The organism is Enterococcus spodopteracolus (assembly GCF_030441955.1).
GTDB classification, from domain to species: domain Bacteria; phylum Bacillota; class Bacilli; order Lactobacillales; family Enterococcaceae; genus Enterococcus_B; species Enterococcus_B spodopteracolus.
The window spans coordinates 1-16243 of record NZ_JARJHD010000021.1 but is presented as its reverse complement, the minus strand read 5'-3'; the positions used below and the strand labels follow the sequence as shown (position 1 = coordinate 16243).

The 16243-nt window shown below is 34.2% G+C and carries 15 protein-coding genes and 1 pseudogene; 5 read left to right on the top strand and 11 right to left on the bottom strand.

Going from position 1 to position 16243, the window contains the following annotated elements; genetic code table 11:
• Positions 1-633: 633 nt before the first annotated feature.
• Positions 634-1449, bottom strand: a complete 816-nt coding sequence (locus P3R27_RS13515; RefSeq protein WP_178946864.1) for a replication-relaxation family protein — start codon at positions 1447-1449, stop codon at positions 634-636.
• A 515-nt stretch (positions 1450-1964) separates the two neighbouring features.
• The gene (locus P3R27_RS13510) at positions 1965-3680 is read right to left on the bottom strand and encodes a TraM recognition domain-containing protein (protein WP_301399100.1); all 1716 of its coding nucleotides are present in this window, start codon (positions 3678-3680) and stop codon (positions 1965-1967) included.
• A 434-nt stretch (positions 3681-4114) separates the two neighbouring features.
• Here P3R27_RS13510 and P3R27_RS13505 point away from each other — a divergent pair, with 434 nt between their 5' ends.
• Positions 4115-4822: an XRE family transcriptional regulator gene (locus P3R27_RS13505; RefSeq protein WP_301399098.1), complete on the top strand. Its 708-nt coding sequence runs from the start codon at positions 4115-4117 to the stop codon at positions 4820-4822.
• A 91-nt stretch (positions 4823-4913) separates the two neighbouring features.
• Here P3R27_RS13505 and P3R27_RS13500 read toward each other — a convergent pair whose 3' ends face one another.
• Positions 4914-5951, bottom strand: coding sequence for a replication initiator protein A (locus P3R27_RS13500; RefSeq protein WP_301399097.1), 1038 nt, complete (start codon positions 5949-5951; stop codon positions 4914-4916).
• 313 nt (positions 5952-6264) lie between these two features.
• Between P3R27_RS13500 and prgP the strand changes: the two genes are divergently transcribed.
• Positions 6265-7206, top strand: a complete 942-nt coding sequence (gene prgP, locus P3R27_RS13495; protein ID WP_301399096.1) for a ParA superfamily DNA segregation protein PrgP — start codon at positions 6265-6267, stop codon at positions 7204-7206.
• A complete protein-coding gene (gene prgO, locus P3R27_RS13490) occupies positions 7187-7462 on the top strand; it encodes a DNA segregation protein PrgO (RefSeq protein WP_301399095.1) in 276 nt (91 codons plus the stop codon). Before prgP ends, prgO begins: the two co-directional genes overlap by 20 nt.
• 185 nt (positions 7463-7647) lie before the next feature.
• On the opposite strand, the gene P3R27_RS13485 is transcribed toward prgO, so the two are convergent.
• From P3R27_RS13485 to P3R27_RS13455, 7 genes are all read right to left on the bottom strand, one after another.
• The gene (locus P3R27_RS13485) at positions 7648-7941 is read right to left on the bottom strand and encodes a type III secretion system protein PrgN (protein WP_301399094.1); all 294 of its coding nucleotides are present in this window, start codon (positions 7939-7941) and stop codon (positions 7648-7650) included.
• 147 nt (positions 7942-8088) lie between these two features.
• The gene (locus P3R27_RS13480; RefSeq protein WP_301399093.1) at positions 8089-8910 is read right to left on the bottom strand and encodes a hypothetical protein; all 822 of its coding nucleotides are present in this window, start codon (positions 8908-8910) and stop codon (positions 8089-8091) included.
• 246 nt (positions 8911-9156) lie between these two features.
• The gene (locus tag P3R27_RS13475; RefSeq protein WP_301390169.1) at positions 9157-9339 is read right to left on the bottom strand and encodes a hypothetical protein; all 183 of its coding nucleotides are present in this window, start codon (positions 9337-9339) and stop codon (positions 9157-9159) included.
• Positions 9336-9683 (bottom strand): hypothetical protein, encoded by a 348-nt coding sequence (locus tag P3R27_RS13470; RefSeq protein WP_301390166.1) that lies wholly within the window; start codon positions 9681-9683, stop codon positions 9336-9338. Before P3R27_RS13470 ends, P3R27_RS13475 begins: the two co-directional genes overlap by 4 nt.
• Positions 9676-11001: a Y-family DNA polymerase gene (locus P3R27_RS13465; protein WP_301390167.1), complete on the bottom strand. Its 1326-nt coding sequence runs from the start codon at positions 10999-11001 to the stop codon at positions 9676-9678. Before P3R27_RS13465 ends, P3R27_RS13470 begins: the two co-directional genes overlap by 8 nt.
• A 109-nt stretch (positions 11002-11110) precedes the next feature.
• Positions 11111-11314, bottom strand: a complete 204-nt coding sequence (locus P3R27_RS13460; RefSeq protein ID WP_301359567.1) for a DNA helicase UvrA — start codon at positions 11312-11314, stop codon at positions 11111-11113.
• A 308-nt stretch (positions 11315-11622) separates the two neighbouring features.
• On the bottom strand, positions 11623-12702 hold the full coding sequence (locus P3R27_RS13455) for an LptM family lipoprotein (RefSeq protein WP_301359570.1): 1080 nt from the start codon (positions 12700-12702) through the stop codon (positions 11623-11625).
• Positions 12703-13102: 400 nt separating this feature from the next.
• Between P3R27_RS13455 and P3R27_RS13450 the strand changes: the two are divergent.
• Positions 13103-13576, top strand: a pseudogene (locus P3R27_RS13450) (recombinase family protein).
• Here the strand turns inward: P3R27_RS13450 and P3R27_RS13445 are convergent.
• Entirely contained in the window at positions 13563-14918 is a 1356-nt protein-coding gene (locus tag P3R27_RS13445) for a reverse transcriptase domain-containing protein (protein ID WP_301359571.1), read from the bottom strand. The pseudogene P3R27_RS13450 and the gene P3R27_RS13445 sit on opposite strands and share 14 nt — an antisense overlap.
• Before the next feature lie 859 nt (positions 14919-15777).
• Here P3R27_RS13445 and P3R27_RS13440 point away from each other — a divergent pair.
• The gene (locus P3R27_RS13440; RefSeq protein WP_301357595.1) at positions 15778-16131 is read left to right on the top strand and encodes an LPXTG cell wall anchor domain-containing protein; all 354 of its coding nucleotides are present in this window, start codon (positions 15778-15780) and stop codon (positions 16129-16131) included.
• Positions 16132-16243: the final 112 nt, after the last annotated feature.

The window sequence follows — 16243 nt, the reverse complement described above, 5'->3', positions numbered from 1 at the left end:
AAGAAAAAACCAGTTCATCAGCCTGACGTGAGAAAGGTTTTGAACTGGTTTTATCTTTTGAATTTCTGAAGTAAACACATGGCTTCTTCCGTAGCGGCGGTGGCGGTTGGAGCGAAGGAAGAAATACCTCTAATTGACAAACAAAAAACCAATCCAAATGCCTTAGAATTAAGCATTTAGACTGGTTTTTATGGTATAATAGTTTATGCAGTAAAGTTTGTGACGGTGGCTAGTCCCAATAGAAATGGGGTGACGCCTATGTTGATTTGTGGCTTTATCCCTAGAAAGGAATAAGCTTGTCTGTTTACGAAGCTCTAATGTTTGCGTTAGCATTCGCTACATTAGTTCTGGCAATCAGCAATAACAAAGACAACAAAAAATAACCGTCAGCTTTAGCCGGTCGACGATTATTTTTCTTTGAAATATATTTAAATCGGTCACCGTCTTAAACGGTGCTGCTATGGGGAGTTGTTGACGCAACTCCTCTTTACATATTGATTATACCACGATACTGCTGAAAAAACTACATAAATGCCAAAACTGGAAAGCTTGCTTTCCTTTTTTTGTTGCCCCGTAAACGGTGGTGGCGGTCGGAGTGTCGGGGCAACAAAAAAACTTATCCTTTAAATTAGTTCAACGCTCATTGATAAAATCATTTTCTTCTAACATTTTTTTCAATACTCCATTGAATTCTTTACTCGATACAATACGCAGACGATCAAAAGCAGAAGCATCGATTGATTTCAGCTCTTCGTCTTGTTTCTTGAGCAGAAAATATTCTTTAAACATATCTAAGGAGTTATAAATAATATTGCTTGGTGTGACATAAATCAATTGCGCATTTCTTTTTTGTGTAAGCAACCGAAGATACTTTGGAAAAATGGCTTTCGTATATCGATTCTGTGATTTAAGTGTTAGCTCAATTTCAAAATGCCAGTTACTAACTTCTGCCATCTGGTTTTCGAATCGTAAAACATAATCTGAAACATGAAACAGTGTTCCTTTTTTTGCTTTAGACATATCCTTCTTCTCATACATCTGCCTACGTTCCGATTGAGCCAATAAAAATGTAGACTTTGTTTTTGCCAACCGCATCGATTCAATCAAGTAATTCGTGACTTCAATATGGTGTTTCAAATTGTATTCAGGAACTTTTGGAAAAGAATAGATACCTCCTATCGAATTATGCCCTTTTTTAGTTAGATAAAAGTATCTTTGATTTTCTTCTTCTTTAATTTGTATAAAATCAATCATTTCGAGTTTTAATAATGCTGCTAGCCTTCGATAAATCGAACTCTTACCAATAGGAAACTCTTGGTTAATCAGAAGTAGGATTTGATTGGCAGTCATTATTCTTAACTCGTGCAATAGATTTAAAATTAACCACTCTGTATTTTCTTTTTCTAAGACAACATATTTGCTATATAGTAATTCTCGAATTCTTACCACCCTTTTCCTCAGATTAGACTCAATCATTTATTCGATCATCTCTTTCGGGTTTATGTTCTGTGACAGACCCTTCAAGATTTGGTGAAGGGGCGCAGGCGCAAGGGGTAGTTGTAAGTTTCCTCTTTCAAAGAATGAAAGAGGGCGGAGGGTGATAGTTTGAGACCCCTATGATTGGGGGTAGGGGGTTGATCCTTTTCATCACTACCATCACCACAACACACCTAAAGTTTTGCTTCTACATATTCATCAGATAGTCATTTTTTTTAGCGTTTAGTGGGCGCCTTGCCGCATTTGTCACAGGTTTATTTTTTCGGTTCCTGACCATTTACGTTAATAAGTGGGATTTTTCCCACGTTGAACGTAAATGGTCAGGAATTTTGCTTTAGCAAAAAGAAAGAATAAACCTTGGTGTGACAACGTTTTGCGGCAAGGCGCCCACGGACTCCAATTCTCGGTGGATTCTCGCCTGTTTCTCGGTGGATTCACGGTGGATTCTCAAAAAACATTGCTGAAAATCAACGGTTCGCTGCATTTACAACGTACACACGACTCGCCTGTTCTCGAATACTTTTCGATTTTCGATAGACGATAAACTCTCCTTGACGAACGTCTCGTAACTCATCTGGATGGACAATGAAGTTACGAACATTACGAACCGTTCCTCTAGAAGATATCCAATCTGTCTTCTCTAAATCACTATAACCATATTCTTGTTCCACCATCGACGTCTTTTCAATGTCGTTATAGGTCCCGATCAGTGACGTCCACGTATCGATTTCTTCTCCTGAATTGACTTGCCCAATGAAGTAGGTATTACAGTTTCCTACAAGCTGACGTGTAAGAATTGGATCGATTCGATCAATATCCGCTAACATCTGTGGACTAAAAATTGTGTGTAGTCCAGCACCTCTTCCTTTGTTCACTGTATCTAAAAAGGAATCGTTCAAATAAACTGAAGGCTCATCACAGATCAATAAAAAGGGTTGGAAATTACTATAGATATAGTTTTCAGAAGCTAAATAGTTCACTTCTGTGACGAAAAATTGTGCGAGCGTTTTAATGTAATCTTTGTACACCAGACCATTCAAAGTCAGGAACATGATCTCATTATTTCTACTGTCTTTCAGCAAATCCAACTCTTCTACACCTTTTTCTGACGTGTCAAATAAGTGTCCTAGTTCACTATCAATCAACATGTTGACGTTGGTTTGTAGTGCTTCTGACGTTGCGTAAAGATAAAAGGGATTGTCTTTATGTTCATAGCGCATAAACAACTTTTTAAACATTTCTTTTTGTTTTTCAGGAAGAAGATACCGAAATCGACGGATAAGATAATACAAATCTTCTAACGGCAAGTGTTCCGGATTGATTTCAATTAGCGTTTCTCCGTCAGGTTCGATACTTGGTTCTGCATCAACATCTAATTCTTCTAACCGATTTTTCTTCCGTTGCTCCTCGTCATTCTCACTGTCTTTAGTCTCTTTTTTCTTCGTTGATTTTTTCTTTTTCTTCTCTTCCTTTTCTTCTACCGCCATAAAAAGAAGGTCTTCTTTGATTGCTAATTGGGCGTTCAAAAACTGCATTAAGACATTTCTTGGTAAGAAATGTTCTGATAATTGGTGCAACGTTCGATCGATTTCAAACAGGTCCAAAAACTGAACTGTTGCTTGAATCAGTGACTTAGCAGCCCCTGAATAAAAGACACTCTCCGTTTCCGCAAGCGTGATCAGTCGATCACGAACCATGACACTGTTACCATGTTTGATCGGATTGTAGCGAACATTATTCGTATCACTAAAGACTTTGACCTGCTTGTCATACTTCTTTGCGATTGTTTGGATTGACTCCAACGTATCTTTTGCGCCTTTCCCATCGATGTAAAGTACCGGAATATTATGCGCAATCGCATAGTCCACAAAGATCATATTCAAGCTTGTTTTCCCGCTTCCGGTCGTTCCGCTGAAGGTCGCATGTTGGTTGAGTTCAGAAAAATCCATGGTCATTCGATGACCAAATTCATCTACACCCACCAATAAATCTCCTGAATGGTTCGCATCTATTTTCTTCTTTCTTCGCTCTCTATGACTATTATTTTCTTCATTTTCTAGTTCTTTGAGCTGTTCCTGTTCTTCCTTAAATCGACGTTGCTCCTCTTTTGCCACTTCAAATTTCCGCTCTTTTCGCTCTTGGTATTCTCTACTATTTCGAAGTTTAGTGAATTCTTCGTCCATCGAACGAACACTTCGTTTGTTGACAAATCCTATGACGACACATAAAAAAGCGCATTGAGTGGAAATAAATTGTAACAGCTGAGGTAGGCGCGTGGATTTAGAGCGACTGCCAACAGTAAATTGAGTACAAAAATACTCACATAGATCAGAGAAGACACCTTTAGGAAACGTTCAAAAAATGGCACATACTCACGTCTACCTAAGTGTTGTTTCTTCTCTTTCCAGCTCATCCAATACAATCCACCAAAAGGGATTATGGACACCTCTGCTTATTCAAGATTTGAAAGAGGTGAATGTGCGTTAACTTCAACCGATTTAGAGTTGATCATGTGCCGAATCAATGCCCATATAACGGATCTTAGCGACATCGAAAATATGGAAAATGCTATCGCAGCAAAATTAGAGAACTTACTCAAAAATCGATCACCCATGAGGTGGATTTAGACGAATTAAAGGAATTATACGAAATTGCTAAGGCAGAGAAAGATCAATCCTTGCGATCTTACCGCAGTTTTTTATATATTAAACATCAATTTGAACAAACTGCACCATTCATCGAACCAATTACATCTGCAGAAATGGACAGACTTTTTGATCAAATACAAAGTAAAAACTATTTAACAAACTATTATCTCCAACTGATTGCAGATTTTACCCCTAAGTTTAAAATTGATCACTTAAAATTTTTTCTAGAAACTTTAAAAGATTATGAAGTAGATCATATCAGTTCAATTGATTGTCAATATTTACACGTACTTCCTGCTGCAATCTCTAACATAACCGACTCGTTGATTGATCATGCTGTTTTAGACAAAACCAATATTGATTTTGAATTATTAGCTAAGGCAGAAGAAAGTTGTGACAAACTCGGAGAAATTCTATCCTCTCGCCCAGTATTTAATTTCAGCTTATTATTTACTTTATTTAGAATTCGAATTGAATATTACAAAGCTTTGACTTCAGGCGAAAAAGAAGTCGCTATAAAAAAAGCTATAAACTACAAAAAAGACATAGAATTCATTGTTAACTTGAAAGACTATCACGGTGAAAAAATTAGAACCACAGCTGATATTGCGTTGTATAGTTTGAACAATTTAATCACTTCTGGAACACCTGGTGCAGTAGCCTATTTTATAGATTAGCTCTTTTTAGTTGATCACTTAATTTTCAACTAAAAAGACACGTCAGCTACGCTGAGACACACCTAGACACTTTCCCTAGTCACGACTGATCTTAACCTTCGTTGAGCCAATCATGCAAAGGGACTTTCGGTAATTCTTCGCTTGATTCAGCTTGTTGTTTTGCAGCAATCGGATTTTCCATAAACCAGTTCTTAACGTAAACAAAGATTAGATTTTGAATATTTTCAACTTTTTCTGTTTTCTGTTTTTGATAAGCTTTCAACAGAGTTTGATATAATTCTTGTTCGGCATTAAGCCCATAAATATCTAGATCCTCAAAAATAATTTTAGTTTGAGCGTCTTTTTCTGCTTTTGCTTTTGCGTTATGGATTGTCTGAACGGTTTTTTGAGCTTCATTGTAACTTGACGAGAATGTTTTAATCAAACTTAGTACTCGGTCAGGGACAAAGGTAGCAATGCTATTGTCTTTCATGATCGTTTCAAAATTATCAAGCAATAATTGATCTTGTAGCTGGTCTTTTTCAGTGTCTATATTGTGTCTATTAGTGTCTAAAGAATTAGAAGAATATAATAGATTACCTCCTTTTTTCCCACTTTCGAAAGAATGTTGATTTAAAGCCGTTTCTTTCGAAGGTGGGTTTTTCCCACTTCCATGAGAATGGCTATCTATCGGTGTTTTATCCGAAAGTGGGTTTTTCCCACTTTCGGGAACATCTTCTTTAATATTTCTTTTTATAAATACATCTTCTGCAGAAACTTCTAATTTTCCTAGATAAAGTCTATTTGGTGTATTATGCCAGGTTCCATTTGGAAGCTTTTTTGGTGGAGTTTTCTGTTCAAATAATAGGTTTTTGTCTTTCAACTCTTTTTTAATTTTAGAAATTTTATTTTCTTTACAACCTAAAATATCCATTAGTTCGTTTCTTGTAAATATAAAATACACTCTATTTTGCTCATCAACCCAATTATTTTGAATTGAAGCTTCACAACGATCCTGTAGCATTGCATATGCAATTTTTGAATCATTGCTCATATCTTTGTAGTATGGTGACGTGAATAATACTTTTGGTAATTGGTAGTATAGCGCTCTGTACGTTTCTTGCGCTGTAATAAAATTAAAATTTGTCATTTTGTAACCTCTTTCGTTTTTGAGAGTATATGTGTTAGAACAAATATTATCTAATGGTGAAATATTAACTCAGTGTCAAAAAAGAGTACTTGTCGAGTAATATTCTACCCGTGTAGTCAGAAACTGTCAACGCAAATTGTACAAATATATTTTGACAAAACGAATATATCTGCTATACTAAGTATAGGAAATATATTGAATATACTTAGTATAGCCATTATACTTAAAATATTCTGTATATTAAATATATCAGATATATTTAATATATTTAGTATAGTAAATATATTTGTTAAGTAGATATTGGAGGGATACCATGTATTCAAGAAGTGAAGATTCTTTAACAAAAATAAAAGGACGAGTGATCATGTTGACAGCTCGTAAAGGTGGAACAGGAAAAACCACTGATAACGATTTGATAGCGGTGGTTGCAAGTCAGTTATTTGGAAAAAAAATATTATTAATTGATTATGACCAACAAAGAAATACAACTTCTAATATTGGTTCTACCTATCAAATTACTCACTTTAATCGGTCAATGGCTGCTGCAATAAAAAGTAATGATTGGGAATCCGGGATCACTCAAGTTAGCCCTAATCTATATATAATGGCTGGTTCTCCGGGATCAGAAGAGCTGAACGAATATCTTTCACAGAAATATCCAGATAGACATAAAAGACATTTAGCTTTTTTAGAACCCCTAAAAAAATTAAGAGAACAATTTGACTATATTTTTATAGATTGTCCACCTTCAACTGACAATGTTGTCAGAGCATTTCTAACTGCTGCAGATTACATTGTACCAATGCAAGAGCTTAAACGTTATGCAATGGAAGGTACTGAAGATTTCATAAATGAAGTTTTGGTACCAATTGTTAATAATTTTCAAGAAACCAATCTTCAAATTATTGGAATTTTACCAGTCTTATTTTCTGTACGTAAGTCTTCACAAAATGCCAACTATAAAAAAACAGTTGATAAATATGGAGAAGCTAATATATTTAAAAGTATAGTTAAAGGATCTGACAGATTAGAGAATTATGGCGAATACGGTATACAGTTAAACGATTATGTTGATAGACGCTGGTGGGCAATCTTTGCCGATATATTTACTGAACTAGAAGAACGGATAGATTACTATGAAAAGAATGGCGACATCGAAGGGTTTAATTATACTTTAAAATATGCTGATTCAATGGCAAACCGTATTCTTCCTAAGGGAAAGGAGATAGAGATTAATGGCATTATTACCAACTAACAAAGACAAAAAGAAAATTGGCGCTGCTGATATTTCAATTAAAGACGATTTAAGTGTAGAATTAGGTGAACATAAATATACTGCTAAGGAAAGAAAACCTGTGCAGGTCGATCCACCAGTATTAAAAACAATTAGAGATATTAGTTACGTCAAAGACATTCCAATGTATGAAATTGTTAAATTAGCAATGGACGCGTATGTTGCTACACTTAATGAAGAAGAGAAACAAATATACAATCGCCGACTAAACTCATAAAAAATATACTAACTATATTAAATATATCTAATATAGTTAGTATATTTTTATTTACGAATAAAATTAATTTCCTTACATAAGAAACACTATATTAACTATATTAAATATAGTTAATATAGTTAATATAGTTAATATAGTGTTTGAATAAGGACATATATAATTATCTTAGCAATGTCCAATACTAACTATTCAATTTGCTTCTTCTTTCTTTTTCCAATCGTCGATATATATATTTCATATTCATCTTGAAGTGAGAGAAGCTCCTCATAAAGATCAGACATATTTGAGCTTGCTGCAAGCCCTAAGTCATAAATGAAACCTACAGGTAGTGATTCAACTCGTCGGTTCCGTGTGATCCAACTAGCGACAGTTCCTTGACTATAGCCATAAGACTCACAAAATTGATCGACAGTAACTCCTAGATACTTGATAATAAATACATTGATTGGGTGGGAATATACAAAAGTATTTCGAGACATGGTGGGTGAGCCTACCTCTCTTCTTATTATTGCGTTCGCAATAATAGTTTAACGTTTATAACATGCTATTGTCTACTTCTTTTATTCACTGGGACTAATCTCTAATATCGGCATCAAAAAAAATAGGCTTAACCCCATCTTGCTTTTCTATTCTTTCTTCATCCATACTAATGATTCGTCTTCTACAAAATATTCGCTAAATTCTTGTTCACTAATGACTATGAACGTGTCTGGGAAGAGCTTCAGAAGGACTTGTCCGTACTCTAACGCAATCATGCCACGCGCTGTTTCAAAAGCTACTTTCCCATTTTTTGAGAATTTCTTTGTTTTTTTAATTTCCGTATTCCCGCAAAAAGTGACCAAACAGCTGTATTGTTCTTTAGTATACTTCAAATATTCAAAGGGTTTTTCATTAAAACAATTCCCTGTCGCTTTTATTCTCGTTTGCTGTTTTTCTGCTAATAACCAACTTTTCTTAGTCGAATGCTCTTGCAAGCGTGCTTCTACTGAAATAATCGAGCCATCTTCCTGTTCTAAATAAATGGAAGAATAATACTCCTTAGAGATAGGAACTGCCTTACTTAATTCTGAAATCTGTCTCCCTAATAAACGACAACCAGTTTCCTGGGCGAACGTATAAACCAAATATTCTGAACCATCTTTGAACAAGAGAGAATAGACTTGATACACTTTTTTTGGCTTCGCCTTTTCCTTTTTGGGGACTGCGGCCAACTGTTGAATCACCGGTTGTTTGACTTCGTGTGTTTTTTCATACTGCATTAATTGTTTGACAGTAGGCTGTAGCTTATCTTGGATTTCTCGAAACTGCTCACAGTATAGACAATATCGATCCTTCCCAATCGGATGAAACAAATCCGGATCGGACTTATGTTTCTTTTTGATTTCTTGCAATTTCTCCTCGTAAAAATATTTCATTGTCAGCATTTGTTTGTACTCTGATCGATTCAATTCTTTTACTCCTTTTGTATATTATCTACACATAATAATTTTTTTCTTCAAATAGCTTTCTATTTATTCTATCACACATCAATTCCCTTTATTTTCAGTAGAAAAGGGATCACTGAAACAACTAAACAGAAAATAGCGTTAGATTTTGGAAAGGGTGATTTAGCATCTATTCTACTTTCCTTACCGCTATTTTCTGTACAGATGATCCAGTGATCCCTAAAAAGCCTTTTTGCTCCCAGTACTTCTCTAACTCTCTTCATACGGCGCAATATAATAGTAGAAACTATGATACCCTGCGCTAGCTTCCACATAAAAGGTAAAGCATTCAACGCCAACCTCGTCAATCAATTGTTGCCCATATCCCCAAATTTCCTCTAGTAATTCTTCATAGTAAATATAGCGCCATTCGTACTGTTGAATGATATTCATAGCTGACTCCATTTATCTAACTCCTGGATTCCAATGTGGCGAATTTCATCGTAATGGACCTTATGCTCTCCAACAAAGATTCCTAATTCATCATGTCCTCTGATTTCACCAATAATATCGTCCGGATAGTAGCCTTCAGAGTCTCGTTCTTCCTTTTGGATACAAACAGTTTTTCTTTTCAGGACAGCAGCGTTCAATACTTCCGTAATCTCTTCAGTCGTCATTTGTTCTTTGGCCAAGTTTTGATTTGCACGCTGCTCAACGTCGGCATCGATCTTTTCTGTGTGATCTGAAAGATAAAAGCCTGCCCATTTCAAACGTCCTCGATCGTTGTAATCAATCATTATTAAGCCCTCCATTGCCCCCAGCATGTCCACCAACCAATGTACTTCTAGTAATACTACGTGCGCCTTCTAACTTAGAAGAAGCGTGTACAATCGACGTAAATCCATATTTCTGTCGGATCTTGTCGATAATCTTATCTAGTTTTTCCTCATTAATTTGTTGCTGTGGATCACTAAACAAATCAAGCTGAAGCGAATCGGTATAAACGAGCTTACTATACGTAATTCCAACGTGCCTTACTTCTTGTCCTTCATAATATTTGTTGAATAGATACAGGCAGTAGTACTGAAGCTCTTTCGTGTTATCAGTGAGTGGGATTTTCATTTGGTGCGAAAACCCTGACTTTGATTCCAGAATCGACGTACCTATATACAAGCGAACACAACCAGTCTTGCAATTATGCTGTCGAATACGTGCAGCCACTTGTTCCGCCATTTCCTTCACCACGATCTCTACTTCTTCTTTCCTCGTATAATCCTTCGGTAGCACCTGAGAATTCCCATAAGATTTCTCTTTGGTTGGTTCTGGCGGTTCTGCAATATCTGTTCGATCAATGCCATTCGCATGAAAGTAGAGCTGTAGTCCAATAACCCCTAGTTGCCTCTTAAGCGCGTATGGGTCCCAATTGGCTAAATCTTTAATACTCAGAATCCCCATATGGTTCAATCTTTTTTTCATGCGTGATCCGATACCCCAAAAGTCCGTCATATCTTTAATCGTCCAAATTTTTTCTGGCACATTTTGATACTTCCATTCCGCCAGAAATCCCTTATTATGCTTAGCTTCATTATCTAAGGCAAGTTTAGCCAAAAGTGGATTATCACCTACACCGACAGTTGCGATCAAACCAGTTTCACGGTAAACATGTAACTGTATCTGTCTTGCGAGCTGTTTTCGTCTCTCACTTCTTGTACCAGGTGTCGTAAATAAGTTCAGCGATTTGGTTACCTTTAGAATCGACTCATCGATGGAATAGATCAATAAGTCTTCATCTGCGACGTATTGCCGAAAAATACTATTTACTTCCATATTTTTTTTTATATATAAGTTCATCCTTGGTGGTACAATGTGTAATTCTTTTGGTAGTGGATAAGGTAGATCACGTGGTCTACTGACGTTCGTGATTCCATATTTACTTTTGGCAGTTGGTGCCGCTGCTAAAGTAAGCCCTGACCCTGTATTATCCGCTCGACTCATCACAACTAAAGGCGTTGTTAATGGATTTAAATTTCTTTCTACACACTCAACACTCGCATAAAACGACTTCATATCAATTAAGTAGTAATCATTTACTGGTTCATTTGAGTAATCAAGCATAATAATCTCCCCCATTTCAATTCGATTATACAAACATATGTTCGTTTCTGTAAAGGGGAACATTCTAAAATAACAAAAAAGTCAGACTAATTGTCTGACTATAATAAACCTACTTATTTTTTTCATTTAGCAATTGGAAGTCTTGATCAATGAATTGGTAACAATTCCCACAATTTTTACAATTGTATTGTTTCGTTTGAATATTGAGTTGAATCAATTCACCACAAGCACAGTCAATCGATACAGCCGTTCTTCGTTCTAATCCATATAATGGACGTCCCCAAAAAGTATAGCCTAATTGTTGTTCTTTCATTTGCTTCGTTCCTTTCTAAAAATATGTCTATTCGTAGCTGGTATGACGCTTCGTTCGACCAATGATACATCTTAATGAGTGAACCTGACCTTAGAATGCTCGTATGAACACGTTTTTTATATAATAGTTCTCTCATCTGCTAAATAAATATCACTATCAATTTTATAACATAAAAATAAAATACTGAAGTAGTGTACAAGAGACGTACATAACTAAAATCCTTCTATATTTCCTCACGAGTTCAAAGAAGCCTTCTTTCAAAATAAAAATTGTCCACCGGAACTCTTACGGTAGACAAAATTAGTAAATTATTCTTCGACTCGCTTATATCCATATCCCTCATACAGTTGTATAACAGATTCCACGGAATAAGTCGAATCCTTAGTATCTGTGATAGATACTAGGTCAGCAACGTTAACTTTATTTTCTTCATCAAGAAATAAGTCTGAGTAGCCAATTATAGCAGTAAATTCAGAATTCAACTTGTTCTCAGTTCCACCGTAATATCTCTTTACGCTGACAATCTTTACCAAATTTCCATTGTTTGTTGCAGAATTAAAACTAAACTGTGAGTCATTGCTATTTCTAGCAAATTGTCGATAAAATAGGCCCTCCTCTTTTATCTCAAATCGAGATCCGTAAGATTTTTCCGGGCTCCAATCTTTATATGATCTATTTACTTCTTCATCGATCATACGTTTAATATCGTCTAAATTAACAATATCAGTAGCTTTTTCAGCAACTTCATCTAATCCTTTAACTTCAAAACTAGGATCAAAAGCATCATCTAAAAGATAACCCCTATCTGCCAAACGATTCTCTAAATCTTCTGATATATCAATTTTTGCTAGATCTCCATTCTTAAATTTCCCATCATCAACTAAAGAAAATTGAACATAACGTAAATCGTCCGGAAGAGTATTATTAATTGTTGCGGCCCCAAGTCCACTAACACCGTTAAAGTTAACAACTAAATGCTTTTCAACCTCTCCTGTTGTTAACTTCTTCGGTTCATCAAGACCTTTAACAACTATTTCTTTATCCCCACCGACTAAATTTTTAACTTTTGAAGAATCAACTTCAAGTGTTAATTTAACACTATCTCCATTTGATAACTCTGAATTTTTATCTAAATTTATACCTAACATTTCTTCAAGTTGTTTATCATCATAATAGGCGTTGCTACTTTCAAAGGCTAACTCCTTGTCATTCTCATTCAAATAACTACGAAGACGGTCATGATCAACAAAATAACTAGCAGTTCCTCTGGTATCTAACCCCTTAAAATTGACATCAACAAAATCTAGCATCTCGATATTTCCTTGCCCACAAGCCGACAACAGAAATACACTCACAATAGTAACTAAAAACAAAACAAACTTTTTCATCATTAACTCCTTACAATTTTCATAAAAATAACAATATTTTAAATTATTACTGATTTTATGATATTTAACTATAATTATATCATAAGGGGTTAATATAACATAAAAATAACCTGATAGAAATATATGAATTGACTATTAGAACTCTATCCAAAACACACTTGTTCCACTATTTACATTGATAAAATAAATTTTTTAATAGCTCAAATAGTATTAGAAAAGATAGTAAAAATATTTTTTTCTTTCTAGAATCAATAATTGAGAAACATAGAAACGAAAATACACGATAGATTTAAATAGTTTCATCTTTTTTATTGTAATTTTAGAGTAAATCATAAATAGACACGAGTGTAACATTGGAAAATCTAGTTTTTAGGTGTCTGATTAGGATGTGTTTTAAACGGTGAAAATTTTCATTGAGAAAGAATCTGGAGCAACAATTACTCAGCGACCTAGTTTCCAAGAAGCTTTAGATTTTGTTCGAGAACAAAATCTTTTTATTGCCGAAGCCATCGATCAATTAGGAAGAAATTATAACGAAATCATTGAGTCAGTCAATTAACTCAAAAGAAAAAGGTACAGCTGGTTCTCACTAGTTTGCTAATCATAGCTGAAGCAATCGGAGAGCCTCTCTTATATAAATTCATTAAAGATTTAATCGTTCAAATTTTAGCTATAATTGCAGAGCGAGGAATTATAAAGGACGTCCTAAATTATACTCAGAAACAGCGAGAGATCCTTAAAAAGAGCAACTTATCGCTAAATTGTCCAGAAAATATTAATGGGTATTTATATTTCAGAAATATCTAAAGACTTGGGAATCACTGGACAAACCATCTATAGAATAAAAAAGAACTGGAGAATTAAATATCTCTAGTTCTTATTTTAGTATGAATTTTTATACCTAAACGTTTTTCTACATATTTTTTTCGGTTCTTTATTTGATTCATCATTATATTATTAGTTTTTGGAGATATACTATCAAATTTTATTTGTGCCTGCTTAGAGTATGAAATGAAATTACTAAGTTTCCCTTTGTTATCACCGATATCTGTGTAAAGTTTATATATTTTTTTGCGATAAGGAATCTTATCTAACCCTTTCTTTCTTTTTGTTCTATGAGCCCTATTAATAAGTTTTTTAGCATTCCGATAAAATTTGTAGGTACTTCTCCCGCGCATTTGTACAGTTTCCCCATCAAAAGTAAATCCTAAATAGTCTAAACTACTTTTTTTATTGTTTTCTAGTAGTTTGATTTGTTTGTCCGTATAGAAGTACATTTCGGTCTTATCCTTATGAAGATTAATTTTATTATTTTCAGCCAAGAATCTAACTTGCTCTTCAATTGATTTGAATCCTTCCTTTTTAACACTCTTTTTTGGAATAATCAAAATAAAATCGTCGGAATATCTTCTGTAAAGTCCTAAATACTCATTTGCTATTTTTTGTAATGCTAAATCAAAATCAATTGTATAAACATTTGCTAGTACAGCACTAATTGCTGTTCCCTGGGGTATTCCTCTAATCGAGTCAGGATTTGTTTTAGTCGTGTGTACTTTTTGAAATTTTCTAAAGTCACTCAATTGATTAAAGTAGCTTTTTCTTCCAGATTTTTTTATTTGTTTATCGGTTCCGAATAAATCAATAAGTAATTGTTTTTCATAATAGCCATACTTAGTTACAGAATTAAAAACATTGAACCAATCTTTACTTAATATTGTTACATCCAATACTGAGGCCAATCTTTGTTTTAATAATGAATGTTGCAAGCTATCAAAGAAATGAGTGAAATCACCTACTAAAATATATGCTTCTTCAAATTGTACAATACTATTTATAACCTCTGCTGCAAAATCAATATTAGATTGCCCTTTTTTGTTGTTTCTATAAGCTGTTACACAATCATCAATATTCATATTAAAGCAATAGTTGTTGTATTTTGGATTTAATAGTTCATCAGCATAGAATTTATAAATAAAATTATCCCAATGTCCCGCATACATTATTTTCCGTTTTTTTTCTTTGATGGGTCTGCTATTTTTTTCCAAGTTGTTTTTACCAATGTACTTCTCAAAAGAATCTACATAATGAATAAACGGCAAAAAACTATGTCTAGCAATCCTTTTAGGATTAGTAACATAGTTTTCTGCATTCTCAATCTTCACTCTATGATCAAAATGTAAATATGTTTTTGTTTTATATTTATTAGAGTCTAACATATTCACACCTCTTTTTTGGAGCTGAAAGGAACAGCAGAGCTGATTTCTGACATATGTCCCTTCCTGCAGCATGAGCCGTATGTACTGCTATATCGGCCATTTTTATTAGCAGCAAATCAGCAGATTCAACTAATCTGTTATAATGTTATTGACTGGTTCATGAAAGGAGAAATTCAAATGAACATATCTGTATCACTAGTTCTTAACCTATCAATCATGTTAATTCAAGAAGTATTAATAATTCTTGATATTAACTCAAAGCTACACTTACCTGAACATTTCAAGCAGTCTTTGCTTGCAAGTCTGAAACATTATATTCTGTCGCCAATTACACAACAGGCAGTTATAGTTTAACATAAATTTGAGTATATTCCTAACTAAATACAGTGCAACAGAGCGATTAAAATATGTGCAATTTATCTCCAAAAGCAAGAATCGAGATTTTCCAATGATACGCTAGTGTCTATTTAGGGTACACTGTAAATAGACATATTTAAGGAATCAGAATAATTAATATTTATCAACAGAACCTACAAATAAATATTTTATGGAATTTAAATGAGATGATAAAAAATAAAAGAAAACAAATTTTTCGCTCTTATATGAAAAAATTGTTTTTTTTTGAAAATATAAAATGTTATCCTTTTAGAAAGTAAATGCTTATATACTAGTATATTTTTACTGAATATTATCAAAAACCTTCGTTTTTGATAATGACAATATGTTATTTATCTTCTTTAATAGGAAACCTAATTTAATCACTTTTTCAAGACATCTGATGCGATCGGATGTCTTTTTTTTCGTCTCCTTAAAAACGAAGATTTTCGAGAAATATAAGAAAAGTTATAGGGGGAGGGATATGAAACAAAAAAAAAAATACATACTCATTATAGGTATGTTACTGATTCAAGTATATGCGCCATTAGTTGTTTATGGGACAGAAGTACGTTCGGTAGAAACTGAAGGGACGATTGGTTTTACTGGCGTCTATGAAACACCAGGAACGCCAGAGCCAGCACCCGAAGTTGAAGTAAAACCAACCTTTCCCAAAGAAATCGCTCAAGCACCATCAGAAATGACAAAGAGCGAGCATAAAAGATTACCGCAAACGAACGAGAGTCAGATGAATACTTGGAAAATATTGGGTATTCTGATCATCGTCGTTACTCTTAGTTTTTGGAAACACAAAATGAAAAATAATAAAAGAAAGTAGGATTTAAATACATGAAATTCGTTAGATTAGCTACCATTGCAGCGTTAACATCCACCATTTTTGCCGGAGGCATCACAGCTTTCGCAGACGACACAACTGAAGAAACATCAAA